Consider the following 24,536-nt stretch of genomic DNA (forward strand, 5'->3'; position numbering starts at 1 on the left):
GCGTGACACCCAGTTGTGAACGAGGCGCTGCGGTAGCGACTCAGTCGAACTCACGGGACACGACGTGCACCCGGCGCCCGGCGTGGTCGGCGCGGATCGTGTCCAGCCCCATGCGGTCCAGCTCGGCCGCCTGATGTGCCTCGTGCGGCTCAAATATTCGCAGGGCGAGGTTCGGCGACTCGGAGTTCAGCGGAACGTCCTCGGCCAGCACCGCCTCCAGCAAAGCCTGCGCGGCGGACCGCGCCCCCTCGTCGACCGCCATCTGGACTATGAGTTGCTCGTTGCCGGACTCGACCCACCGCGCCTGCGCGATCCACACGGTCCGCACCGGCGGGTGGGCCAGGATCCGATCCGCGAACGCACCTCGCAGCGCCACGGCGACCGGGTGCGTCGACCATGTCAGGCGCAGCGTCTGATCGCCCTGGGTGCGCAGCCCTCGGTCGCGCAGCGTCGCCGCTACCAGGGACAGCGGAACCTTCGCCCACTGCTGGCCCGCGAACACGGCGAGCGTCTCGACGCCCGTGTGCTTGGAGATGTCGAGCAGGCGCAACGCGTCGCAGTGCACGGACCCAGCGGCGTCGGGCAGCCACCGTTCGCACGAGGCCTCACTGGTATAGCCGGGCAGCACCGGACCGGTGTCGTCGACACCGATGAAGACCACCGAGCCCTGCGCGTCGAACGGCACGTAGACGCCACCGTCGACAAGTGCGGCGAGCAGGGCGTCGGCCTCGTCGGCTGGCCGACCGCGACCGAGGACGGCGGCGAGGACGTCGTTGGGGCCGGACACCGGCGGAGCCTACCGCGCGAAGCGGCATCTGTCCCACCAGGTATCAGTGGGAACCGGGGGGATGCTGTCCGCGAACGCCGACCAGTCAAAGATCAGGGGCACTGTATTCGCTGTTCGTGACAACGAACCGATACCGACCGCCAGCTACGCGGCGTCCGAAGCACGCTGACCGGCCGCTCACGGACGGCGGCGGAAGCGGACATCGGATTCGTGTTCCGTATGGCATCGTGGCGCAGATGGAGGTGGACGATTTGTCGGTCTGGGTGGGAGCGTGGGAGGAACGGTGACGACAGCCGCGCAGGTGCTGACCTTCGGCGGCGTTGTCGCCCTTGGTGCCATCTCGCCAGGGCCGGACTTCGCCGTTGTGATGCGACGCTCGGTCCTTGCCGGCCGTGCGCATGGCATGGCGACGGCGGTGGGCGTTGCCGCCGGAGTGTTCGTCTGGGCGATCGCTGCCGCGACCGGCGTTGCGGCACTGGTCGCCGTGAGCGCTGTCGCCTTCACCGTCATCAAGCTTGCCGGAGCGGGCTATCTGCTCTACCTGGGTGTCAAGGCACTGCGCTCGGCACTGCGCTCACGCGACCTGCGACCCGACCTGAACACCGGGCCTGCCGCTGGGTCAGGCCTGTGGGCAGCGTTCCGTGACGGTCTGCTGTGCAATGCGCTCAACCCCAAGGCGGCGGTGTTCTTCGTCGCGCTGCTGCCGCAGTTTCTCCCGTCCGACGCCGGCCTCGTACCGCTGCTGACGTTGTCGATGATCGCTGTGGTCATCACCGCCGTCTGGTTCCTCACGGTGGCGAACCTGGTCGCCGCGGCGCGCCGGGTGCTCGGCCGCCCGGCCGTGCGTCGTTGGATCGACGGGATCAGCGGCACGGCGCTGATCGGCCTCGGCGTCCGGCTCGCGTTCACCACCGCGAGGTAGGTCACCGCGCTGGACCCACCGCTGCGGCCGGCAAACCCAGCTCAACGTTGACCTTGGAGACTTGCCGGCCCAGGACCAGGCAGGTCTCCAAGGTCATCAGCTTTGGCCGGGGTACCGGTGCCGGCGAGCGGGCTCACTCATCGGCGGGACGGGAAGCGTCAGCGACGTCCCTGCGCGGATGGGGTGGACGCTGACAGCACGAACCGGCCGAGGTCGGCGATGGCGGTCGAGCCGGTCGGGATGTCGGCCGGGGCGCTGAGGAGGGCCTGCTGCCCGGTCGCGACCTCGTCGGCGGTGCAGACCAGGTCCTTGGTCACGATCCACGTCCACCACGGGTCACGTACACAGACGCGGGTGGCGCTGCGTTTGCCGGCGAGCAGGAGCGGCGTCGGATCGGGCAGTGGACTGTCTCCGCGCACTTCGAGGACCAGCGGCCGGCCGGCGGCCCAAGCGGTGACGGACGGCATCGCGGCCGCCAGCTCGGGGACGTTGTCGTAGCGTGGTGTGACCAGCGTCGGCGCGTTGCCGGCGGCGAGCAGGCCGGCTACGAGTGCGATCGCGACACCCGCCGCGACGAGGCGAGGCCTGGCCAGGCGCGGCGCCCGGACCCGGAGCGACTCGACCGCGGCCAACACCGCGACCGTGATGACGAGCAGCGGCAGCGCGTAGGAGAAGAAGCCGATGTAGGTCTCCGCGAGGCGGTCGATGCCGAACTGCGCGTAGACGGCGAACAGCGCGGTGGCGATGCCGGCGATGCCGAGGGCGGCACGCAGATACCGGCGGTCCGGGCCGTCCGGCAGCCGGCGGGTCAGCACGACCGCCGCCGTCCACGATCCCACGGCCACGATCGACTGGGTCAGTGGATGCTCACCCGGCCAGAAGCGAACCACGTACAAGGCCGACGACCACGGCGAGTGGCCGCCGGCCTGCTCCGACGAGCCGTAGCTGAGGTACTTGCCGAACTCGCCTGGCCAGTGCGCGACGAGATTGACCAGGATCGGCAGCGCGAAGACGGCAAGCACGCCCGTGAGCAGCAGCCAGGCGCGGCGGCGTCCGGTGCTGGCCGGCTCGGGTCGGCGGCGGCGGCGGATCAGTGCGGCTACCGCGGTGCCCGCGATCAACGGTACGAAGAACATGAACTCCGCATGCCCGTGCACCAGCAGCCCGCCCGCCAGCCCGAGGACCCACAGGTGGTCCGCGCGGCCGGCCGCGACCGACGCGGCGGAGGTGAGCAGGAGCAGGAACGGCGGGAAGTACAGCAACGGCATCCACGTGCCGGCGATGACCGGGTCGGGCACCGTGGCGGCGTATCCCACCAGCACCGCACCGGCCAGGCCGATCGCCGTCCAGGACCGCAGCCAGCCCCCGATGACGGCCAGCGCGCCGGCCAGCAGTGCCGCGTTGAGCACCAGCAGCGCAACGGTCTGGCCGTTCCACGGCGACGGGACGACGTGCAGCAGATCGTGCAGGAGCCACTCGCCGAAGGCCTGGACGTACAGGAACGCCGGGCCGGGGTGGTTGAAGCCGAGCCGCGAGTAGTTGCCGACGAGCTGGTCGAAGTCCTTGGCGCGCAGGACCAGGATGGAGTTGGCTCCTGAGTCGCCGCCTTCGTTGATGACCACCGAGAACAGCGCCCAGTTGCGCACCGCCAGCAGCGTGCCCAGCGTCAGGAACGCGGCGGCGAAGACGGCCGGCCCGTGTAGCATTCCGCTCCGCCGCGTTGTCGGTGCCGGCGTCAACGTCTCGGTCGGCGGTTCGAGCGGTCGCCGTAGCCGTATTTCCTGCTGCTCGAACGACAACCGACCCATCTTTGGACCCCCATGGTGATGTTGAGCGCGGACCGTGCGCATGGAACTGGACCGGTGCGTTCGTCACGACCCCGAATCGACCGGTCCAGGATGTGCCCTCTCCAACACGCATCAATCCTCGGAAAAGGTTGGCGGCGAAACGTAACCATTCAGCGGCTTCAGCCGGTTGGCTCGCAGACCCGGAAATCGGGCTGCGTTCGTGCAGGTTGGGGGGCAGCATGGCCGGATGCCGGATCTGCTGTGGGATGACGTCAGGAACTTCTTCGATCCTGACCTGATGGGTGCGCTGCCGGACGTGTGCGTGGCAGGCGCCTCGGTCGAGGATTGGCAGGCCGTCTTCGACCTGGTCCGGTCGAGCGGATGGACGTGGGAGTTTGCAGTGGGCGGAGTCGCCGGGGCGCTGCCGTCTGCGGCGGAGGTGCTGTCGCGTCCCGCCGATGCGGAGACGGTCGACCTGCGGGTATGGCCGGTCGCTGATGTGCTGGCGATCTTCCGTCCGATGTCCGCAGCCGAGATCGACTTCGACGTCGACCTTCGCGAGCTGCAGGGCCAGGCAGGAGTGGACACCCTGTGCGGCTTCCTCGGCGCGATCGGTCGGCGGCTGGGCAAGCCGGTGGTGATGACCGCCGAAGGCGGCTACGGGGACCCGGTCCTCGGGTTCGACCCGGCAGCCGACCGCGTGGGGCTGCTGCAAGATCCACGGCTCAGCTGACCGGGGCGGCTGGCCAGGACCGGTGGAAGGTGCCGTCGCGGAGCATCACGAACAGGACGTGGACCGGGCGTGGACCGGGCGTCTGGCCAGGCAGAGGAGTGCCTGGATGTGTTCGTCGGTGAAGTTGGTCCAAAACGGGGTTCGGTGCGGCCTACTCTGGTCCGGTGCCCCTTGCGTCTGATGGCGGTTCCGGGTCGGCCCGAGCGGTGTATCCAGGGACGTTCGATCCGTTCACCCCAGGTCATTTCGATATTGTTGACCGGTCGCGCCACATGTTCGATCGGGTCACGGTGCTGGTTGCCGTCAACGACGGCAAGCAGCCGTCCGGGACGACTGCTGCGCGGGCGAGGGAGATCCGGGGTTTGCTGCCGGCGGGCTGGGAGAACGTTGCGGTCGCCGCCTGGCATGGGTTGACCGTGGATTACTGCCGGCGGAACGGCTGCGGGGTGATTATCCGCGGGGTCAGGAACCCGGCCGATTGTGTGCACGAGCACGAACTCGCCGCGATGAATGCAGCGCTGGGCGTGACGACGTTGTTGGTGCCTTCCCGGCCGGAGCTGGTGACGATGTCGTCCACGGCCGTGCGGGCTCTGCGCCCCCAGGGTTGACTGCCGCGGCAACGACCGGTCGGTGCGGTGGTCAGGACAAGGGCCACGGGCGGGCGGTGGCGCCGAGCATGTTCCATGCGTTGATGACGGTGATCGACCAGATCAGTTCGGCCAGCTCCACCTCTGTGAAGTGCTCGGCGGTCCGGGTGATCGTGTCGTCGCCGACGGGGGACTGGCTGAGCCGGGTCATCGCCTCGGTCAGCTCCAGGGCGGCGCGCTCGCGTGGTGTGAAGAACGGCGACTCGCGCCAGACCGGCAGCGCGTAGAGCCGGCGCGGATCGTCGCCGCCTTCGACCGCGTCCCGGGTGTGGGTGTCGACGCAGTAGGCACAGCCGTTGATCTGCGAGGCACGGGTACGGACGAGCTCCAACAGGCCCGCCTCCAGCCGGGTGTTCCGCGCCGCGGCGTCGAGGGCGTTCATGGCCTTGTTGATGTGTGGGGCGAGGTCGCCGACCGCGACGCGGACCGGCACCTCAGTGGTCGTCTGGGTCATGAGACAACCGTACGAACGCAATGGCCCCTTGATAAGATCCATTCTTGTGCCGACGGATTGGGCCAATGCTGGCATCGACCTGCATCTCGACCTCAGCGTCGCCGGGGATCGGCGCTCGCGCGTGGAGCAGGCGCTGCGCGATGCCATCCGCTCCGGGCGGCTCGCACCCGGGACGCGGTTGCCGTCGACCCGGGCGCTGGCCGCCGAGCTGAGCCTCGCCCGCAACACGGTTTCCGCCGCCTACGAGCAGTTGGTCGCCGAGGGGTACCTGGCCGCGCGTACCGGGTCGGGAACCACCGTGATCGCCCTGCCCACGCAGCCTCGTCCGGCGGCCCGGCCCGCCCAGTTGCCCACGCCCCGCTTCGACCTGCGGCCGGGCAGCCCCGACGTGACGACGTTTCCAGTCGAGGCGTGGATCCGGGCGACGCGGCGGGCACTCGCCCGGGCGCCCGTCTCGGCGTACGACTACGGGGACCCGCGGGGCCGTCCGGAGCTGCGCGCGGTCCTGGCGACGTATCTCGGCCGTACCCGCGGCGTGCTGGCCGACCCGGACCACATCGTCGTCTGTTCCGGCTTCGTCCAGGCCCTGTCGCTGCTGTCCGGTGTCCTCGGCGGTGCGATCGCGCTGGAGGACCCCTGCCTCCCGTTGCACCGTGCGGTGGTCCGCCACGCCGGCCCCCGCGTCGTGCCGCTGCCGGTGGACGAGGACGGCGCGCGGGTCGACCTGCTCACCGATGCCGTCCGGGCCGCCGTGCTGACACCGGCCCACCAGTACCCGACCGGCGTGACGCTGCAGCCGGAACGCCGGCACACCGCTGTCGCCTGGGCCCGCGAGCACGGTGGGCTGCTGATCGAGGACGACTACGACGGCGAGTTCCGTTACGACCGACAGCCGGTCGGCACCCTGCAGGGGATGGCCCCCGCGCACGTCGCGTATGTCGGCACAGCCGCCAAGAGCCTGGGCCCGGGGCTGCGGCTGGCGTGGATGGTGCTGCCCGCCCACCTGGTCGCGCCGGTGGCCGAAGCCAAACGGCTCACCGACCTGCACACCGAGAGCATCGGTCAGCTCGCTCTGGCCGAGTTGATGGCAAGCCACGGGTACGAGCGGCACATCCGAACCCGCCGCCTGCACTACCGCCGCCGCCGGGACCTGCTCGTCACCCGGATCGGCGGCCGGCACCGGCTGCACGGCATCGCGGCCGGCTTGCATGCCTTGCTGCAGTTGCCGCCGGGCGGCCCGACCGAGGAGGAGGTGGTCGCCCGCGCCTCAGCCGACGGCCTGGCCCTCACCACACTCGGCCCGCAGTGGCACATGCCCGGCACCGGCGACATGGAGGGCCTCATCCTGGGGTACGCCACGCCCGGACCGGCAACCTATCCCGCCGCACTCGACGCACTGGCCAGGGCGCTCGCCTAGGCCAGCAGCACCGCCAGCTCGCGTTTCAGCACCTTGCCGCTCCCGCCGAGCGGGAACGACGCGAGGAACTCGACCCGCCGGGGGCACTCGTACGCGGAGCGGCGTTCCCTCGCCAGCGCCACCAGCTCGGCCGCCAGCTCCGGGCCCGCCGCGAAGCCGTCCCGGACGACGACTGCGGCGCACACCTCCTCGCCGAGCCGGTCGTCAGGCAGCCCGACCACCGCGACCTGCCGGACCGCGGAATGCCGGGTGAGGACCTCCTCGATCTCCCGCGGGTGCACGTTGTGGCCGCCGCGGACGCCCCGGATCGGGCAGCCGACCGAGCATCGGGGATGCGTCTCAGCCCATCGCCGCGGGCTGCGGGGCCGGCTCTGCCGCGTCGTCGCGCAGGGTGCGGGGCAGCAGCAGCGCCGGAATCACGGCGACGACGGTCAGGGCCACGGTCCACCAGAAGGTGTTGCCGAACGCGCCGGCGATCTGGTCCAGGTTCGGCCGGCCGCCGGCGGCGTCGGTCGTGTCGGTGACCTGGCGCTGGAGCACCACGGCGACGACGGCCACGCCGAAGGAGCCGCCGAGCTGCTGGAAGATGCGCAGGGCGCTGCTCGCCCGGTTGAAGGCGTGCTGCGCCACCCCGGCGTAGGCCGCGGCCATGCAGGGCACGATGACCGCGCCCAGCCCGGCGCCGCGCACGACCAGGGAACCACCCAGCAGCCACTGGTTGATCTCGCCCTTGGCCAGGCAGAACGGGATGGTGCCCGCGATCGCGAGCAGCAGCCCGACCACCGCGATCCAGCGGGGGCCGATCTTGTCGGTGAGCGGCCCGGCGAGCAGGAGCGCGACGGCCAGGCCGACGCCCTGTGGTGCCAGCAGCAGGCCGGTCTTGACCGCGCTGTCCCCGTGCACCTGCTGATACAGCAGCGACAGCAGGAAGATCGCGCCGAACAGGGCCATGCTGAAGACGAACAGCACGTTCGAGGACGCGCTGAAGTTGCGCGACTTGAGCAGGCGCAGGTCGATGATCGGCTCCACCGTGGTGCGCAGCGCGTGCAGGGCGAACGCGGCCAGCAGCACGACGCCGCCGACCAGCGGGATGAGGACCTCCGGGGCGGTGAAGCTGCCGTGCTGGCCGGCCTTGGACAGCCCGTACACCAGTGCGGCACAGCCGGGTGAGAGCAGGAGCAGCCCGAGCTTGTCGAGTCCCTTGCGCTCGCTTTCGGCGCTGGTGCCGGAAGGCATGAGCCGCCAGGACAGGGCCAGCGCGGCGAGGCAGATCGGCACGTTGACATAGAAGATCCAGCGCCAGGAGAGGTGGTCGACCAGCACGCCGCCGAGGACCGGGCCGAGGACCGGGCCGAGCATCGCCGGCACGCCGATCGCGCTCATCATGCGGCCGAGCCGCTTCGGCCCGGCCGCGGCCGCGAGGATCGCCTGGGCCAGCGGGAGGATCATCCCGCCGCCGAAGCCCTGCAGCACGCGGAAGGCGATGAGGCTCTCGGCCGACCAGGCGACACCACAGAGCACGGAGCCGCCGAGGAACGCGACGAGGGAGAACGTCCACACGGCCCGCGCGCCGAACCGGTCGGACGCCCAGCCGGTGAGCGGGATGACGATGGCCATCGCCAGCAGGTAACCCGTGCTCACCCACTGGATCGTGCTGACCGTGACCTCGAAGCGCTTGCTCAGCGTATCGATCGCGACATTGACCATCGTGGAATCAAGCTGAACCATGATTGCGCCGAGCATGATGACGCCGGCCAGCTTGAGCAGGCCGGGGGAGATCCGGGTGTCGTCGTCGGAGGTGGTGGCTGCGCCGTCGGGCACGGATGCGTCGGGAGGTGCCGGAACAGTCATCTGGACTCCGATCGCTGGCCGGACCGATGGATAACAGGTACGGCATATCGATTGTTGATACAACGTATCACAAACCGATGGGCTGTATGATGGACGTATGTCGCCGACGCCATCCACCCCTGGGCTCGATCAGGAGCCCGCCGACCGCCCCAACGCCCGCGGTGGCGCGTCCGCGCCGGTCAGTGGCTCGGTCTGGACGCGCCCACGACGGCCCATGCGCCGACGGCTGTCCCTGGAGGCGATCGTGCGGGCCGCCATCGACCTGGCCGACGCGGAAGGGCTCGACGCCATCACGATCCGCCGGGTCGCCGCCGAGCTGAACGCCCGGCCGATGAGCCTCTATTCGTTCATGGACCGCAAGGACGACCTCATCGAGCTCATGGTCGACGAAATCATGGGTGAGATGGTCCTCGGTGAGCCCCCGAAGGACTGGTTGGCCGCGCTGCACGCCATCGCTGCGCAGACCCGCGCGGTCGGCCGCCGCCACCCGTGGCTGATCGCCGCGATCATGCAGCGACCGGCACTCGGGCCCAATGCGGTGCGCCACGCCGAGCAGTCCATGGCGGCCATTGCGGGACTCGGCCTCGAGCGGGAGCAGGCGCGCACCCTGCTGATCGCCGTCGACGCGTTCACGATGGGCTTCGGAGGCCTGGAGCTGGCCGGTCACAGCATGCGGCAACGCGACGGCCTCACCGAGTCCCAGTGGGCCGACTCCACCGGCGCCTACCTGGATGACCTGTCCCGCACCGGCCGCGCGCCCCATCTGGCCCAGCTCGCCGGGGAGCCCTCCGACCACGCCTTCGTCACCAGCCTGAACTGGTTACTGGCCGGCTTCGCCGCCAGCCACGGCAAGGCGACCGGCAAGCCCTGACGGCGCACCCCTGAATCCGGCTCCCGCGCCCCCTGCACCTTCCAGGGGGGTTCTGACGCGAGCGGACCACCGACGGTCTCGCCGTCGTCTTCCGCTGGACCACCCGCACCCGGATCGCCGAATAGGGCCGACAGCCGCGCCGGCCCGCTGGGACCGCGCCGTCTCGGGCGGCTCGCTCGGGCGGCTTGCTCAGGCGGCTTGCTCAGGCGGCTTGCTCAGGTGCTCGCTCAGGTGAGTGGGAACACCGACTGTGCCCACGGCGGTCGCCGTGACGGCTGGACGGACGTGACCCACTTGACCCACCAGAAGCCGCGCCGGCCGGGCGCGACGATCCGGGCCGGGAAGCCGTGCCCGTAGGTCAACGGCCGGCCGGCCACGCCGGTCACCAGCCACACGTCGTCGAGGGTGGCGGCGCCGAACCAGCGGCTGTACCCGGTCGCCGAGCGGGCCTCGACACTGCGCCAGCCGTCGTCGGGCACCCCGGCCGCGGCGAGCAGCTCGCTGAGCCGTACACCGTCCCATTCCTGTTCGCTGTACCAGCCGCTGGTGCAGTCGAGCACGGCCGTGAACCGCTCGTGCGGCAGGTCATGGACCGCGGCGAGGTCGAACGTGGCCGTGCCGACCCGCAGCGTCCACTGTGCCGGGTCGATGCGCTGGATGCGGTCGTCGAGCCAGGCCGTGACGAGCAGCTCGGGCTTGCGGACGGACCCGCTGAACCGGCGGCCGTCGCCGGGCCCCTCATCCCAGACGGCGGTGGCAGCCGCGGCCCCCGCGCCCAGCGCGGCGAGCCGCAGCACCGCCCGGCGGTCGACGTCGGCGCGGCGCGGCCGCACCACGTGCGTCCCGAAGTGGGCGACGAGGACGGCCAGGGCGGTCACCGCCGCACCGACGTGGATCTGCATCAGCGTCAACGGGCCGACGTGCTCGAGGTGGCCGGTCGAGTGGATCAGGCCACTGGCGATGGTGATGAGCACGAGCACGGCCAGCGCGATCGACAGCCACTTCACCACGGCGCGCCGCCCGGGCCGCCGCAGCCCGCGGCGGATCACGACGTACTTCCACGGGGCGAGCAGCAGGATCGCGAGGGCGCCCGCGGCGTGCAGCTGGATGAGATCGAGGGGCCAGTCGACGCCGATGGTGTTGGCGCCGAGCCCGGTCAGGACCCCGGCCACCAGCAGAAGCCCGAGCGCCAGGTCGACCCGCCGGCCACCCTGCCTGTTCCGGAACCGCACGTCCATGCGATGATGCTAACTCGTACCGATGAAAATGCGAGGTCGCAATATGGCATCGGCGCAACCCGCCAAGAACGTGCTGGTCGACGTGTGGCTGATCTCGACCCTGGCGACACCGGCGGTCGAGGAGGCCCTCGCCGGCTCGCCGATGTCCGCCGACGAGTTCGCGATCTACGGCCTGGTCGTGGACCTCGCCCCGGTCACCGCCGCCGACCTGGTGCGAGCGACCGGCCTACCGGCGACGACCGTGTCGGGCATCCTCGCCCGCTGCGAGCGCCGCGGCGAACTGGAGCGGGTCGCCAACACCGCCGACCGCCGCAGCGCCCTGCTGCAACTCACCGAGCAGGGCCAGGCGGTGTACCGCGCCGCGCTGCCCGGCCTGCTTGATTTGCTGTCCCGGCTGGAGGACGCCACAGTCGGCGGCAGCGAAGGGATCCGGCCGGCCCTGCAGGTCCTCGACGACGCGCTGCGCACGGTGCGTGGGGTGAGCGCACGGCCGTACCAACTGCCACCGCCGTCGCAACGGCCGACCCTCGACTATGACGGGCCGCCGCTGACGCCGGCCCAGCAGCGCGAGGTCCGCCGCTACGTGGACTGGCTACGCCACCGCGACCAGTAGTGGTCTCTCCCGCTGCAACGGTGGCCTGGTCACTGGTGTTCGCCCTCGGCCTGGCCGTCCTCAGTGGACCGGCGTTCGCAGTGCGCGGGGACCCAGTGGTGCGGCTGGCGGCGAACCCCGCCCTGGCCGCTGACCGGAGCACCCGCCGGACGTCCGCCACAACGAACATGTAGCGGCGGCTCCGGCGAACACGTTGTCATCGCCCAGCGGCGGCAAAGACCTCACGGAGAGTCCGTAGGACGATCTTTAGATCGAGCCAGAGCGACCAGTTCTCGATGTAGTAGTTGTCGAACCTGGCTCGGTCCGAGATCGGAGTGTCACCGCGCAGGCCGCTCACCTGCGCCAGGCCGGTCAGGCCGGCGGGCACCCGGTGCCGCCATGCGTAGAGCTGGTGCTCGGCGGAGAATCGCTCGACGAAGTGCGGCCTTTCCGGTCGCGGACCGACGATGGTCATGTCGCCACGCAGGATGTTCCATAGCTGGGGCAACTCATCCAGCGAGGTGCGGCGTAGGATCTTGCCGACGACACCGACCCTGGGATCGTCGGCGATCGACCATCTCGTTCGCGACTCCGTCTCGTCGGACGGACGCATCGTGCGGAACTTCAACACGTTGAACAGCCGCTGATTGCGGCCGACGCGCTGCTGGCGGAACAGCACGCCACCCCTGCTCTCCACTGCGACCGCACAGGCGCACACGGCCAGAACCGGACTCAGGACCATCAGCCCGAGCAGGCTTACGACGATGTCCACCGTCCGCTTCAGGGTCCATCGCCAACCACCCACCCGTGGCGCGCGGATTCGCATGATCGGGATGGCCCCGATGTGGTCGGCTGATGTCATCTGGGTCTGGAGTTGCGGCATCTTCGGCACCACGAACACGTCGTATGTCAGCGTCAGGGCGGTGCGTAGCAGGTCTGCGAGCCGACCGTCGGTCGTGTCGGGGTCGCTGATCAGCAATACTTCGGCGTCATGGGTGGTCATGAGCCGCACGATGTCGTCGAGTGCGCCGAGACGCTCGAGCCCTGCCTGCCGAGCCTCCGGGCGATCGAAGGTGTCGACATAGCCGATGAGCCGTAGTCCGTAGGCGGGATAGCGACCGAGCACGGTCGCCACTTCCGCTCCCAGCGTCCCGGCGCCGACCAGGATGGCCCGGTGCACCGCCAGATTCCGTCGCCGCCCCTGTCGCAGCGCCCATGTCGTGCATGCGCGGCCGATCAGGAGGCAGACAGCCGTCGCCGCTGCGTCGCGCATGAAGCCGTCCACGCTGGTGCGGTCGTGCCGCAGTGCCACGACACAAGCGACGAGCCCGGCGGCGACGAGGAAGCGGCCGGTGAGGCTGGGTAGGTCATCCAGGAAGGACAGGTGGAGCCGTGGACGGTAGAAGCCGCCATTCGCCAGCAGCCCCACCGTGAGTACCGCCATGACACCGAGCGCTCGAAGATAGAGCGGATTCATCAAGATCGGCCCGACCAGCGCGGCAAGGTCGACGGGCAGCACCACCATCCAAGCGCGCAGCGGCGCGAACCAACGGCGTGGGTACCGGACGCCTGAAGTGGGCGCGGACGCCGGCGCTGCGCTGCGCCGGTTGGCCTGCATGACCGCCACCGCGGCGCCGAGCCGGGCCGCCTGCTGATCCGAATGTGCCGTGCCCGTGTCAACTGGAGTGACATCGTTGTTTGATGGTCGCTTTTGTTGTATGACCGGCGCGCCGTCGGATGTCATTTCCAGCCCCTCGCAAGATCTGATGCCAGCAGCGATGACAGTAGGTGCAATTTGCGCATCGGATCCCCGGTAGAAACGCTCGTCTGAATTCCCAAGGGTTGCGACGATCGGTCCGATCGTATTCCCACGAAAGATGTTCACGCCCTTGCTGGTGGGATTGCCGAAGCGCTCGCTGCGCACGGGAGTGGCTCGCAGTGAATCTGACCACAGGTTGACCGCCTGGAGTTGCGGAATCTTGCTCGTTGTGTTGTGGCGAATTCGATGTTTCCGATTCGTTAAATGGATCGTGCATGTCGTTGCAGGTGTACACGAACGGGTTAACCCGCAGGTGGGTCACCCGAACGTCTGATGACATGCGGTTCGCCCTTGGGCAGTGTGGGTGTCGACACGGCGCATTCACGAGCGCCTCCTGGTAGTTCGGCACGCATGAACCTGCTCGCCTCTACCGCATGACTCGCTTCCTGGAATAGGATATGGCTACCGATTCATTGGTCGAGAGACTGCAATTTGAAAACGCCTCCGAGCCGCCTGCTGCGCTGTCGCGCTGGCAAATAATGTGGCGGTCGAAATACGCGATCGGTGGCGTCGCCGCAGTCATCGCCGTGGCGACCTGGGCGACCGCTTCATTTCTGCCGGAAAACTTTCAAGCATCCAGTGATGTCCTGATCGGCGGGCGGGCCGCCGCAGCGACCATGGATTCCGTCGGTGGTATGAACAGCCTGGCAACGCAGTATGCCCACCTCGCCACGACGACCCCCGTGCTCGACGAGGCTGCCCGCCGTGCGGGCACGACGGCCAAGGAACTGGTACGCACCACCACTGTCGCCACCGTGGCCAATACCAACATCGTGCGGGTGACCGTAGCGGCCAGTTCAGCCAGCGTCGCCAGCCGCCGAGCTGAAGCGGTCGCCGGGTCGCTGTCCGCGTTTGTCGGCACTCTGCGGACAGGCAAGGAACAGGCGAATGCTGACCGCCTCAAAGAGCTGGACGCGCTGCTGGTCCAGGCGAAGAACGATGTGACCGCGGCCCGGAGCGCACTGCTCGGTGCGCCGTCCGGGTCGTCCGCTGCCCAATTGGCCAACACGCTGCTCAACAACGCAGAGCAGCAGGTCATGATGTTCACGCTCAAGCGCGTCGACCTGATCAACCAGATGACGAACGAAAGCACTGCCCACGACGTGTCGCTCACCGTCCTCACGCCGGGTGGAAGCGCACAACAGACTGGACCGCGTCCACTGCGGTCCGCCGTCATCGCGCTGCTGCTCAGCCTCGTCGTCCTCGCCGAACTGGCGGTGTTCAGCGAGCGCCGGCGGAACCCCGTCAACCGGGCACGACGGCACCGCCCGGTGCTGTTCGGATGAGTTTTCCGCAGTCGTGGCCCGCTCCGAACCGAGCCGCGGTGTTCGTCCTGAGCGAGATGTCGCCGGCCCGACGGATCACGCTCTTGGCGGCAGTCCCGTTGCTGGTGTTGAGTTCTTCGGGGCTGACCGCCGAGCTGATGTTCGACCGGACGTCTGCACTCAAGTACGCCCTGACCGTCGGCGCAGCGATGATCGCGATCGCCGCGGCGCTCGCACCGCAGCCACTGCTGGTCTTTGTCGCTCTGTTGGTCGTCGCCGCACCAGTGGCGACGTTCGAGGTCGACCTGGTCGGCGTCCGCGTCTCGGCGGTCGTGGCGCTCTTGATGCTGACCGCGGTGCCGGTCTTCCTCGGCTTGGGCAAGCGGGTCGGTCCGACGGCACTCGGCCGCGCTGGTTGCTTCGCAGCAGTGCTGATCGCAGTGCCGATCGCCGCAGGACCGGACATCAGCGAGGCACTCTACGTCCCGGCCGTCATTGCGGTCGTCGCGTTCTACTGTGCCCGGGCCTCGGTGCTGCCCGGTGGCACGTCCGTTGTGCTGATCAGCAGTTTGATCTCGTTGATGACGCAGGCAGCGCTGGCGGTCTGGGAGTACGCCACCGGCCAGCAGATCAACCTGTACGGCGGTGCGGAAGCACGCGCAGCCGGATACTTCTTCGACTTTCAGACGCAGCCGCGGCCGACCGGCACGTTCTTCGATCCCATCTCGCTGGGCACGGTTCTGGCGCCGGTGCTGCCGCTCGGCGTGGCCGCGGTGCTGCTGCTCGTGCACCACCGCCGCCGTCTCGCTGCAATGGCGACCGCGTCTGCGGTGATTCTGGTCGGATGCGGGTTGTCGCTGACGCTGTCGCGGATGCCGTCGATCGGTGCTCTCGTCGGGATCGCCACGGTGCTCGTGCTGGTCCCGCGTCGGCTGCGCTGGCCCGCCGTTGCGCAGACGGGTGCCGTGTTGGGCGTCCTGGTCGCCATGGCGGTGAGCGTCGGCGGGCCGTCGCTGCTGCTGCGGGCGACGTCGGTGACCGACCCGACCGCCAACGGGGTGGTGACCGCTGACGGCGATCGTGACCGCGTCGGATTCTGGCACGTCGCACTCGAAGCAGGTTTTGACCACCCTCTCGCGGGGGTCGGCGTCGGCCACCTCAACCAGCTGCTTGTTGCCCGAGCACCCGACGCCAACGTCTACACGCACGCCCACTCGACCTATCTCCAGATCTTCGCCGAGTGCGGCGTGCTGGGCCTGGCCGCGATTGCGATCATCGGCGCAGGGTTTCTGCGCGATCTGGCGCGGGTATGGCGGCGGTCGCCGGTGCTCGCCGCCGGGTTGGCCGGCGCCGCCACAGCGGTGTCGGTCGCTGCGCTCACCGACGTCGTGGTGATCCGCTATGTCGCCGTCGCCGCCGCGCTCGCGCCATTGCTGGGCCTCGTGGCAGGGCTGGCCTCACGGCAGAGCGCCGATGGTTAGTACCCAGGCGGCCTCCAAGCTCGCGCGCTCGGCGGCGGTGCTGGTCGGCCGGAAGATCGCCGTGTCCGCGATGTCGGCGACCGCCTCGGTGATCGTTGTGCGCAGCCTGCTGCCGGAGCAGTTCGGCCAGTACGCGGCGGGACTGGCGGCATTCTACGTACTGCTCGCCCTGACGGACTTTGGTCTTGGCGAGGTGCTCGGCCGTTCACTCGGCCGCCGGCCCGAAGGCGCGCAGCACCGCATTCGAGTCGTGCTGCGGGTACACCTGACATGGTCAGCGACGGTGGCCCTCGGCGGCCTGGCCTTCGCGGTGCTGGTCGGCATCGGCACGATCCGTGGGGGCGTCCTGCTCGCACTCATTCCGGCGGTTGCGGTCGCCGGCGCCAGTTGCCTGCGGCAGGTGTTCTACGCGCGGCACGCGGTTGGCCGGCTGGCAACGCTCGACCTGATGACGACCGCCGCGTCGACGGTTGGTCTCATCGTCCTGGCGGTAGCGGACGCGCCACCGTTTCTGCTCGCCGCTGTCGCGTCGTTGGCGGCGACCATCAACAGCCTGCTGGTGATTCGCCTCGCCTGGCCGCTGACGTCGTCCGGTGACGTCGTCGACGCCGACGGCCTTGATGCTCGAACCGTCGTCAGCCAGGCCGCGCCCATTGGTGTCGCGTCGTTCCTGGCGAGCGCCTACTTCTCCATCGACGTTGTCCTGCTCGCGAGCTTGCTTCCCGCCGAAGACATCGGCCGGTACGCGGCGGCCGTGAAGGTCCTCACCATTCTGATCATGGTGCCCGGTGTCGTCATGGGCATGGCCCTGCCGCAGGTGAGTGCCGAGCTGATCGACCGTGCGCGTGTTACGGCACTGCTTGCCCAGGTGTGGCACTGGTTCGCGAGTCTTGTGTTGCCAGGATTCGTCCTCGTGAGCCTCTATGCAGCCACCGCGATGGGCCTGCTGTTCGGCCCGCACTACGTCGACGCTGCGCCGTTGCTGCGGATTTTGATGCTGGCCGGCGTGGTGCAAATGTGTTCGCAGGTCCTCAGCGTGGTCGTGGTCGCCGCGGCTCGTAGCGCATGGCTCATCGGTCAGAACATCCTCGCGTTGGTGATCAATGTCGGGGGCAACCTGTTGTTGACGCCCCGCTTCGGTATGGCCGCGGCGGCATGGCTGACGGTGTTGACCGAACTGACGGTGTGCGTCGGCTCGTGCTGGGCGCTGCGGCATCGCTTGGACCTTGGCCCGTTACTGCGAATGACCGCAGCACCCGCACTTGCGATGGCGCCCATGGTCGGGGTCTGGTCGCTCCTTCCGGGGCGGCCGTGGGTTTCGATCCCGCTGTGCTGCCTGGCTTACCTCATCACCCTGACGGCCCTGCGCGGGTGGCCGACCGAGCTGACAGCCGCGCTGCTGAAGTGGCGGAAACTCGCGTGAAGGTAGTGTTGGCCACCGACGCCATGATTCCGGGCGGCGTCGGGAGGCACATCAAGGACCTGGCCCGGGGGTTCATCGAACGTCGATGCGAGGTCAGTCTGACAGCGCCGGCTGGGTCCGCGATGCGGCAGACAGCCGACGAACTCGGCGTACCGTTCACCGCTTTCGCGCGTGCTCCGGGCGGTGCTGACATATGGCACCTGCACCTTGCAGACACCTATCATCGCGGGTCCGTGCACCAGCTCGCGCGTGCCCGGCTGCGCAACCACCGGATCGTTCTCACTGAGCATCTGCCGCGCAGCAACGCCTCCGACGCGGCTCTCACCGAGGACCGCCGCACTCCAGGCGCTCACGCCGCGAAGACCGCATTCAAACGCATCCAGTTCGCTGTCACCCACGCGGTCGTCGCCGTGAGCTCCGGGTCACGCTCCTTCTTGATCGACCGCTACGGGCTCGCACCGGACAAGGTCGTCGCCATCTCCAACGGCGTCGATCTCAGCCGGTTCGCCAGCTCGGCGGGCCTACCGGTCACCGAGCCCCCAGTCGTGCTGGCCGTCGGCGCGCTGGTCCGGCAGAAGGGACACGACCTTCTGATTCGTGCCGCAGCCGCGTCCCGCGGCGACTGGCGTGTGGTCATCGCCGGCGAAGGCCCCCACCGGCAGGAGCTCCAGCGGCTCGCCGACGCGGTGGCACCGGGCCGGGTCGAGCTCGTTGGCTGGCTCGACGACATCCGGGCGGACATGCTGGCAGCGACCGCGGTATGCGTGCCATCCCGATGGGAAGCGTGCGCGTATGTGGTGCCCGAGGCGATGGCGCTCGGACGGCCGGTCGTCGCGACCCGGGTCGACGGCATCAGCGACATGATCGTGCACGGACATTCCGGAATCGTGGTTGATCCGGACGATCCGGCGAAGTTGGCCGTCGAGATTGACCGGCTGGTGGACACCCGTGCCCTGGCCGCTTCGATTGCCACGACTGCCAGGCAGGCAGCGGCCGGCTTCGGTGTGGATCGTATGGTGCGCGACACGTTCGAGCTGTATCGGAGCCTGCGATGAGCCGGGTCAGAGGCCTGAGACGGTGGACGGGATCCGAGGTGGCGTGGAGCAGCCGGACTCTTCGTGAACCCCGCACGATGGCGACTTCGTCAGGACACAGGTCGCGTCGCCACCAGCGCATCGCCGATCGGAACTGTCGTCGTCACATCCCGGGAGTGCCGCGATGAAGGTCGTCGTCATCCACAACCTCACCGCCGGAGGCGCTCACCGTCGACTGACGGAGCAGGTCGCCGCGCTCGACGCAGACGTGGTCGAGGTGACCACCACACATGCCGAGCCTGTCACTGCACGGCCGTACCTGGTGCCGTTGCACCTGCGAGCACCGAGGCTGCCTTCGGTGGCCCGGCCACCGGCGCGCTATCTCGATCTTCGCCGTCTCGTCGCAGCATGGGCCGAGATCGGCGCGTTGACTCGACGGATCGGCGCCGACGTGGTGTATGCCAACCCGGACTCCGTCCTTCGGGGCGCCATGCCGTGCGGGCCACTACCCTTTCCGGTCCTGCGGTACTGCGACGAACCGCGTCGCATCGACTACGAGCCGGCGTTGCGTGCGACGCGGCGTGCCGGCACTCGTGGCCTCTACGCCGTGCTCCACAGGCAGCAGCGGCGTCTCGACCGTGCCGCCTTGGCGGACTCCAGCGCTGTTGCGACCAACTCCCGCTACACCGCCGGACAGATTCGGCGGGCCTACGGGCGAACCGCTGACGTAGTTCCATGTGGCGTGCCGAGCTTCATGGCCCCGGGTCCGTCCGCAGCGGCCCACCATCTGCTATCGGTCGGCGCCATGATCGCATCGAAGGGACACGACCTCGTCATTCAGGCAGCTGCGCTGTGCCGGTTGCAGCTGCCGGTGATCGTGGTGGCGCATCGTGGCGACGCCATCGAGGAACAGCGCCTACACACGCTGGCACGGGGAAGTGGCGTACCGCTGCAGATCAAGATCGGAGTGTCGGACCAGGAGCTGGTCGTGTTGTATCAGAACGCCTTCGCCACCCTGTACCTCGCTGCCGCTGAACCGCTCGGCCTGGTCAGCCTGGAGGCCCAGGCCTGCGGCAGCCCGGTCGTCGTCGCCACTGAGGGCGGGCTCCCGGAGACCCTGCGCGACGGTGTCACCGGCTTCGCCGTTGCCCGCGATCCGGAGGCTGCCGCGCAGGCGTTGAACTATCTGGCCGACGGCGTTCGACGCAACCGTATCGTGCAGGCAGCTGCCCGCCATGGCGCGTCGGTCAGTTGGGCGGACTGCACCAAGACTCTGCACCGAGCCCTGACCTCGCTGGCCGAGACCGCGGCGGAACAGCGGACGGTGCTGAAATGAGCCGGCTGATCATGGTGGCGAAGAGCTTGTGGCATCCGTCGATACGGCGAGAGCACGCACTGGCAACAGAGGCGTGCAGCCACGGCGTCGAGGTCACCTTCATCGAGGCACCAAGTGACGTGCGTTCCGTGCGTGTGTCCACCACGGGACCGTGGCTACGCGGGCTCTGCAGCGCGACGCCGCGGCAGCTGCGAGACGGGCTGGACATCGTCAGTCGATCCACGCTTGCTCCCGGCCACCGCCACTCCGCAGCCGCATCCGCCGACAATGCGCTGCTGCGTCGCCAGATCGGCAGCGTGCTGAGCCGGTCACCGCGGTCGGCTCGACCGACGGTGGTGGTCAATCTTCCCTGGCAGTGGCCGGCCACCGCACGACTGCCCATCCGACGTATTTTTGACGCGGCTGACGACTGGGATGCGCTGCTCGGCGGTTCTCGCCCGCACGTGCGGGCCATGTACCACCGGATCGCCGACGAGGCCGACGCCATCATCGTGGCCAACCCGACCCTGCGGGACCTGTTCCCGGGCCGTACCGTCGAACTTGTCGCCAACGGCACGCCGGCGGATCTCGTCGTCGATGCCGTTCGGCCACGCCCTCACGACCGCCGGCTGGTGTACGCAGGGACGCTGTCGCACCGATTCGACGTGGATCTGATCCGTGCGGTGCTGGATCTGCTGCCAGGCTGGCGTCTGGACCTGTACGGCGAAAGCCGCTATCCCGGCCATCGCGATGAGCCCGCGCGAGAGTTCCGTGACCTGCTGCGGCAATGCCCGGACCGGATCCGATGGCACGGCGTCCTGGACCGGGACGATCTCGGTCAGGCGATCGACGCTGCCGACGTCGCAGTCGTGCCGCACAGGGCCGCCCAGAGCCGAGGGCAATCCTCCATGAAACTTGCGGACTACGCCGCGCGAGGCCGTCCGATCGTCAGCACCGGCTGGGACACGAACCCCGATGCCGAGCAGCCACCCAACACCTGGATGGCGGCGAACGCCGAGGAGTTTGCCGCAGCTGTAGTCCAGGCGTACGCCGACGCGGGCGACATCGACGGTGCGGTCGCGTGGGCCCGGCAGCGGACCTGGCCGAGCCGATGGCCGCTGTGGTCCGCGGCGGCCTTCGGCTCCCAACCTGTCCCCGCCGACCGTTGAACCGGTTCGTCCGACACCGCACCCACACGGAGCGAGATGCATCCCCCAGTCGTCATGGTCACCAACGCCGTCGCCCCAGACAAACTGGGTGGGCTGGAGCGTTACGTCCGCGAACTCGCCGCTGCCTTGGTTCGCAGCGGAGTGGAGACCACGGTCGTTGCGAAACGGATGTCACCTGATCACCCGGACGTCGAAACCGGTGATGACGGTGTGACGATTGTGCGGCACGACGTCCCAGACAAACGTCGGTTGCTCTTCGCCGCGCAGTATCCTTGGTATACGCGGCGCGGTGTTCGGGCGGCGGTTCGTCAACGACCGGGCGCAATCGTGCACGGACACTTTCCCGTGCCGATGCTGTCAATGATCCCGTTTCGTCGCCGGTCGCATCGACCCTTCGTCTACACGTTCCACGCACCCGTCTATCGCGAACTGCTGTCCGAGCGGCAGAACACGTACGCATTGCCAAGGCCAGTGCAACGATCGGCGGTCAGCCTGCTGCGGCGAGCGGAAGCAGCCGTCGTTGACCGCGCCGCAACGGTCACGGTGCTCAGCGAGTACATGCGCAGGCAGCTCGCGCTGCTGTCGCCCCGTGCCGCTGACGACGCCAGCCTGATTCCCGGTGGTGTCGACACCGGCTGGTTTGCCCCCGCCAACGATGTGCACCTGCCAGCCGCCGGCACGCCGATGATGTTCACGGCTCGCCGGCTGGTGCAGCGGACCGGTGTCGCCGAGGTCATTGCGGCGATGCCAGCGGTCGTTGCTCGGCACCCCGGCGCGGAACTGGCCATCGCCGGAGACGGCCACTTGCGTCCGGCAATCGAGCAACAAATCGTCCAACTCGGCCTCACCGGAAAGGTGCACCTGCTCGGACGGATCAGCGAGGAAAGCCTTCGCGACCGATACCGCACCGCTACCCTGACGGTAATGCCGACCGCGGAACTGGAGGGTTTCGGCCTGACCACCGCCGAGTCATTGGCCTGTGGCACGCCAGTGCTGGTGACGCCGGTAGGCGCCAACCCGGAGCTGGTCGCGGGAATGGACCCGCGCTTCGTCGCCAGGTCTGCCGAAGCGACGGCACTCGCCGACGCCATCTTGGCGTTGCTGGACCAACCCGGTGTCATTGACGCAGCCCGCTGCACATTGCCTGGGCAGCGGGTCCGACGGTGGTCCTGGGACACGGTTGCAAGCCACTACATCGACCTGTATGAGCGACACACCCGGAACCTCTCGTGAACCTCCAGCTCCCTGGATCCAGCCAAGTGTGCGCCGACCACAAGGACACCCCGACCGTCCTGCATGTCGCACAGCCAACGACCGGCGGTGTCGCGCGGGTCATCGAGGGTCTCGTCCGGGCGCAGACCACGATCGGATACACCGTGACGGTGGCCTGCCCACCCGGACCACTTGCCGACGCCATCGAGTCCGAGGGCGGGCGCTGGGCTCGTTGGGACAGCACCAGGCAACCAGGGCGGTCCCTGATCCCGGAACTGCGTGCTCTCCGAGGCATCATCGCCAAAACGGAACCTGACCTCGTCCATCTGCACTCCAGCAAAGCTGGCCTGGTCGGTCGGCTGGGAATACGGCGGCGCCGCCCGACCGTGTTCCAACCCCACGCGTGGTCGTTCCTCGCATCCAGCGCGTTGACGCGAACCTTGGCGATCCACTGGGAACAGTGCGCCACCCGCTGGACCGACCTGACGCTCTACTGCAGCAGAGCTGAACAGGCCGCCGGTCAGCGCCGAGGCGTTACCGCGCCCGGGCGGGTCGTACTCAATGGCGTCGACCTCGATACGTTCTCGCCTCCATCCGCCGCTGAACGCACCGCTGCCCGCGCGGAGCTCGGACTCTCCGATCACGCCTCCGTCGCCGTCGTCGTCGGCCGCGCCTGTCACCAGAAAGGCCAGGACATCGCACTCCGCTCCTGGAAACGAGTTCGTCAGGTGTTCCCAGATGCGTTGCTGATACTGGCCGGCGAGGGCGTCGAAGCGTTGCCGTTGCGAGGCGAAGGTGTCTGCGCACTGGGTCCCCGTAGTGACGTGCGCCGAGTGTTTCTCGCCGCCGACCTTGTCCTGGCGCCGTCGCGATGGGAAGGTATGTCGCTTTCGCTGCTCGAGGGTATGGCGTGCGCCCGCTCGACTGTCGCGACGGACGTCGCCGGCAACCGAGAGGCATTGACGCAAGGCGACCTGCCCGGCGCTGGAGCGATCGTCGGAACGGACGACCCGGTCGCGCTGTCGTCGGCGGTCATCGAGCGGTTCGCCCAACGGGATCTCCTCGCCGCAGAAGGTGCCGCCGCCCGTCAGCGAATCGAGCAACGATTCGATGAGCAGGCGACGATCCAGTCGATTCATGAGAGCTATCAAGCCGTGCTGGACGGCCGCAGTGCTCATCAGCTCCCAGGGCAGCGGCGCCGGTGAACACGCGACCCGCTGCGCAGCAGCGCAGAAGACGCCGGCTGGGATGGGTCCGCCGATCACCCGTGGCTGGCGCTATCGTCAGCCTCCTTGTCATCGGGACCGCCGGTCAGTACGCGGTCGGTGGCGAGCCGGATGTGGCTGATCGACCCACACAAGGATCGTCGCTCCGCACCGCCGTGCCTCCGCCGGCACGGTCGGCGCCCAGCAATCAGGCGGCAACCCTGCGGGCCAGGGCAATGGACGGGCTCACCGCGTTGACTACCAGGGACGGCGGCGCCGACCCGCGGTACTTCGAGGACGGCGTCTGGGTCCACGACCAGGCGCCGTGCTTCCGCTGTGACGTCGGTCCCGGCGTCGCAGCGGCGGCGCTCGGCGCCCTCAGCGGCGATGAGCGTCTGAAGGCAATGGCGATCCGAACGATGGACAGCGCCGTTCAGCACCACCGGCTCAACACCGGTGCCTATGGTCCGCCCGCAGGAGGCGAGACGGGGCCGGACATCCAGACCATGTTCTTCGCGGTCCACCTCGGTCTCACGTTGCACATCCTGGGCACGAGCCTTGACAGTGCTCACCGCATCGCATGGACCGACGCCCTCCGGGCCGCAACCGACTTCCTCGTCCGCAACGGCAACTTCACCTGGTACACCAACGGCAACATCTCACTCGGCAACGCTGTCGTGGCGGGCATCACGGCTGCGGCAACCGGGCAGCAGAGGTACGCAGACATCTACGACGAAGGACTTGCCTTCGCCCTCGACCCGCCACAGAGCCGGTGGCCGGGCCGCGGGCTCATCCTGACCCGGCAACCGGCGGCTGCCGATGGCGCGGACGGGGCCGGCTATCTCACCGAAACCGCAGGCAACGGCCCGCCCGGTTTCGACGCCGACTACACGCAGACCCAGGCTGATTTCGCAGCCATTCTTGCTCTCGTCACGGCCGACCCGCGAGCGATCCGGCTCACCAACCTCCTGGCCAATCAACTGCTGCCCAGGGTCGACCGGACCACCTGGCTACTCGATACCAGCAGCGGCAGCCGCCATCCGGACCAGCATCGCACCGCACCGTTCACCACCTGCGCAGCCGCGGTCCTCGCTGCCCATGGCAGGAACGACCTGGTGTCGCTCGTCGACAACCAGGTGGCCTTCATCGGCACGGCCTTCGCGGAATCAGGCGGCTACACCAACGTCGGCATGTACCAGCTGTGGGGCAGCCGAATGGCCCCGACGCTCATGGTCGTTCGCTGACTCGTCCGACCGTCTGCCGACCGATTGTCTGTCGTGACGGCCGCAGATCCGCCGCAATCCGTTTCGTGCC

22 protein-coding genes are annotated in these 24,536 nt (G+C 69.0%); 15 read left to right on the forward strand and 7 right to left on the reverse strand.

Annotation, left to right across the window (positions count from 1 at the left end; all coding sequences use genetic code 11):
* Nucleotides 1–40: 40 nt before the first annotated feature.
* Nucleotides 41–787, reverse strand: a complete 747-nt coding sequence (locus tag Dsi01nite_RS41455) for a hypothetical protein (protein WP_203851899.1) — start codon at nt 785–787, stop codon at nt 41–43.
* 283 nt (nt 788–1,070) lie between these two features.
* On the opposite strand from Dsi01nite_RS41455, the gene Dsi01nite_RS41460 reads away from it, so the two are divergent.
* On the forward strand, nt 1,071–1,709 hold the full coding sequence (locus Dsi01nite_RS41460; RefSeq protein WP_203851900.1) for a LysE family translocator: 639 nt from the start codon (nt 1,071–1,073) through the stop codon (nt 1,707–1,709).
* Between the two features lie 158 nt (nt 1,710–1,867).
* Here Dsi01nite_RS41460 and Dsi01nite_RS41465 read toward each other — a convergent pair whose 3' ends face one another.
* On the reverse strand, nt 1,868–3,415 hold the full coding sequence (locus tag Dsi01nite_RS41465; RefSeq protein WP_203851901.1) for a hypothetical protein: 1,548 nt from the start codon (nt 3,413–3,415) through the stop codon (nt 1,868–1,870).
* Between the two features lie 328 nt (nt 3,416–3,743).
* On the opposite strand from Dsi01nite_RS41465, the gene Dsi01nite_RS41470 reads away from it, so the two are divergent.
* Nucleotides 3,744–4,229, forward strand: a complete 486-nt coding sequence (locus Dsi01nite_RS41470) for a hypothetical protein (RefSeq protein WP_203851902.1) — start codon at nt 3,744–3,746, stop codon at nt 4,227–4,229.
* A gap of 164 nt (nt 4,230–4,393) precedes the next feature.
* Nucleotides 4,394–4,837 (forward strand): pantetheine-phosphate adenylyltransferase, encoded by a 444-nt coding sequence (coaD, locus tag Dsi01nite_RS41475; protein WP_203851903.1) that lies wholly within the window; start codon nt 4,394–4,396, stop codon nt 4,835–4,837.
* A gap of 31 nt (nt 4,838–4,868) precedes the next feature.
* Here the strand turns inward: coaD and Dsi01nite_RS41480 are convergent, their stop codons facing one another.
* Complete coding sequence (locus Dsi01nite_RS41480) at nt 4,869–5,330, reverse strand: carboxymuconolactone decarboxylase family protein (RefSeq protein WP_203851904.1); 462 nt, start codon at nt 5,328–5,330, stop codon at nt 4,869–4,871.
* Between the two features lie 46 nt (nt 5,331–5,376).
* Between Dsi01nite_RS41480 and pdxR the strand changes: the two genes are divergently transcribed.
* On the forward strand, nt 5,377–6,747 hold the full coding sequence (gene pdxR, locus Dsi01nite_RS41485; RefSeq protein ID WP_239136557.1) for a MocR-like pyridoxine biosynthesis transcription factor PdxR: 1,371 nt from the start codon (nt 5,377–5,379) through the stop codon (nt 6,745–6,747).
* Here the strand turns inward: pdxR and Dsi01nite_RS41490 are convergent.
* Complete coding sequence (locus tag Dsi01nite_RS41490; protein WP_203851905.1) at nt 6,744–7,028, reverse strand: AMP-binding enzyme; 285 nt, start codon at nt 7,026–7,028, stop codon at nt 6,744–6,746. The two genes, pdxR and Dsi01nite_RS41490, sit on opposite strands and share 4 nt — an antisense overlap.
* Before the next feature lie 58 nt (nt 7,029–7,086).
* Nucleotides 7,087–8,598 (reverse strand): MDR family MFS transporter, encoded by a 1,512-nt coding sequence (locus tag Dsi01nite_RS41495; RefSeq protein ID WP_203851906.1) that lies wholly within the window; start codon nt 8,596–8,598, stop codon nt 7,087–7,089.
* Between the two features lie 97 nt (nt 8,599–8,695).
* Here Dsi01nite_RS41495 and Dsi01nite_RS41500 point away from each other — a divergent pair, with 97 nt between their 5' ends.
* Entirely contained in the window at nt 8,696–9,469 is a 774-nt protein-coding gene (locus Dsi01nite_RS41500) for a TetR/AcrR family transcriptional regulator C-terminal domain-containing protein (RefSeq protein ID WP_203851907.1), read from the forward strand.
* A 227-nt stretch (nt 9,470–9,696) separates the two neighbouring features.
* Here Dsi01nite_RS41500 and Dsi01nite_RS41505 read toward each other — a convergent pair whose 3' ends face one another.
* Nucleotides 9,697–10,707, reverse strand: coding sequence for a molybdopterin-dependent oxidoreductase (locus tag Dsi01nite_RS41505; RefSeq protein WP_203851908.1), 1,011 nt, complete (start codon nt 10,705–10,707; stop codon nt 9,697–9,699).
* A gap of 43 nt (nt 10,708–10,750) precedes the next feature.
* On the opposite strand from Dsi01nite_RS41505, the gene Dsi01nite_RS41510 reads away from it, so the two are divergent.
* A complete protein-coding gene (locus tag Dsi01nite_RS41510; protein WP_203851909.1) occupies nt 10,751–11,320 on the forward strand; it encodes a MarR family winged helix-turn-helix transcriptional regulator in 570 nt (189 codons plus the stop codon).
* 196 nt (nt 11,321–11,516) lie between these two features.
* Here the strand turns inward: Dsi01nite_RS41510 and Dsi01nite_RS41515 are convergent, their stop codons facing one another.
* Nucleotides 11,517–13,223: a sugar transferase gene (locus tag Dsi01nite_RS41515; RefSeq protein WP_239136558.1), complete on the reverse strand. Its 1,707-nt coding sequence runs from the start codon at nt 13,221–13,223 to the stop codon at nt 11,517–11,519.
* Nucleotides 13,224–13,516: 293 nt separating this feature from the next.
* Here Dsi01nite_RS41515 and Dsi01nite_RS41520 point away from each other — a divergent pair, with 293 nt between their 5' ends.
* The 9 genes from Dsi01nite_RS41520 (at nt 13,517) to Dsi01nite_RS41560 (ending at nt 24,466) form a co-directional block, all read left to right on the forward strand.
* On the forward strand, nt 13,517–14,404 hold the full coding sequence (locus tag Dsi01nite_RS41520; protein WP_203851910.1) for a GumC domain-containing protein: 888 nt from the start codon (nt 13,517–13,519) through the stop codon (nt 14,402–14,404).
* A 38-nt stretch (nt 14,405–14,442) separates the two neighbouring features.
* A complete protein-coding gene (locus Dsi01nite_RS41525; RefSeq protein WP_203851911.1) occupies nt 14,443–15,864 on the forward strand; it encodes an O-antigen ligase family protein in 1,422 nt (473 codons plus the stop codon).
* The gene (locus Dsi01nite_RS41530) at nt 15,857–17,287 is read left to right on the forward strand and encodes an oligosaccharide flippase family protein (RefSeq protein WP_203851912.1); all 1,431 of its coding nucleotides are present in this window, start codon (nt 15,857–15,859) and stop codon (nt 17,285–17,287) included. Before Dsi01nite_RS41525 ends, Dsi01nite_RS41530 begins: the two co-directional genes overlap by 8 nt.
* A complete protein-coding gene (locus Dsi01nite_RS41535; RefSeq protein WP_203851913.1) occupies nt 17,284–18,342 on the forward strand; it encodes a glycosyltransferase family 4 protein in 1,059 nt (352 codons plus the stop codon). The genes Dsi01nite_RS41530 and Dsi01nite_RS41535 overlap by 4 nt, the downstream gene beginning before the upstream one ends.
* A 163-nt stretch (nt 18,343–18,505) precedes the next feature.
* Entirely contained in the window at nt 18,506–19,657 is a 1,152-nt protein-coding gene (locus Dsi01nite_RS41540; RefSeq protein WP_203851914.1) for a glycosyltransferase, read from the forward strand.
* Nucleotides 19,654–20,805 carry a glycosyltransferase gene (locus Dsi01nite_RS41545; RefSeq protein WP_203851915.1) on the forward strand — a complete coding sequence of 384 codons (1,152 nt, stop codon included), beginning with the start codon at nt 19,654–19,656 and terminating at the stop codon, nt 20,803–20,805. The genes Dsi01nite_RS41540 and Dsi01nite_RS41545 overlap by 4 nt, the downstream gene beginning before the upstream one ends.
* Before the next feature lie 54 nt (nt 20,806–20,859).
* Nucleotides 20,860–22,038, forward strand: a complete 1,179-nt coding sequence (locus tag Dsi01nite_RS41550) for a glycosyltransferase family 4 protein (RefSeq protein ID WP_203851916.1) — start codon at nt 20,860–20,862, stop codon at nt 22,036–22,038.
* Complete coding sequence (locus Dsi01nite_RS41555; RefSeq protein ID WP_203851917.1) at nt 22,035–23,222, forward strand: glycosyltransferase; 1,188 nt, start codon at nt 22,035–22,037, stop codon at nt 23,220–23,222. Before Dsi01nite_RS41550 ends, Dsi01nite_RS41555 begins: the two co-directional genes overlap by 4 nt.
* Nucleotides 23,223–23,458: 236 nt before the next feature.
* Nucleotides 23,459–24,466, forward strand: coding sequence for a hypothetical protein (locus tag Dsi01nite_RS41560; protein ID WP_203851918.1), 1,008 nt, complete (start codon nt 23,459–23,461; stop codon nt 24,464–24,466).
* Nucleotides 24,467–24,536 lie beyond the last annotated feature (70 nt).

The sequence above is a fragment of the Dactylosporangium siamense genome (assembly GCF_016862795.1).
Classification (GTDB): domain Bacteria; phylum Actinomycetota; class Actinomycetes; order Mycobacteriales; family Micromonosporaceae; genus Dactylosporangium; species Dactylosporangium siamense.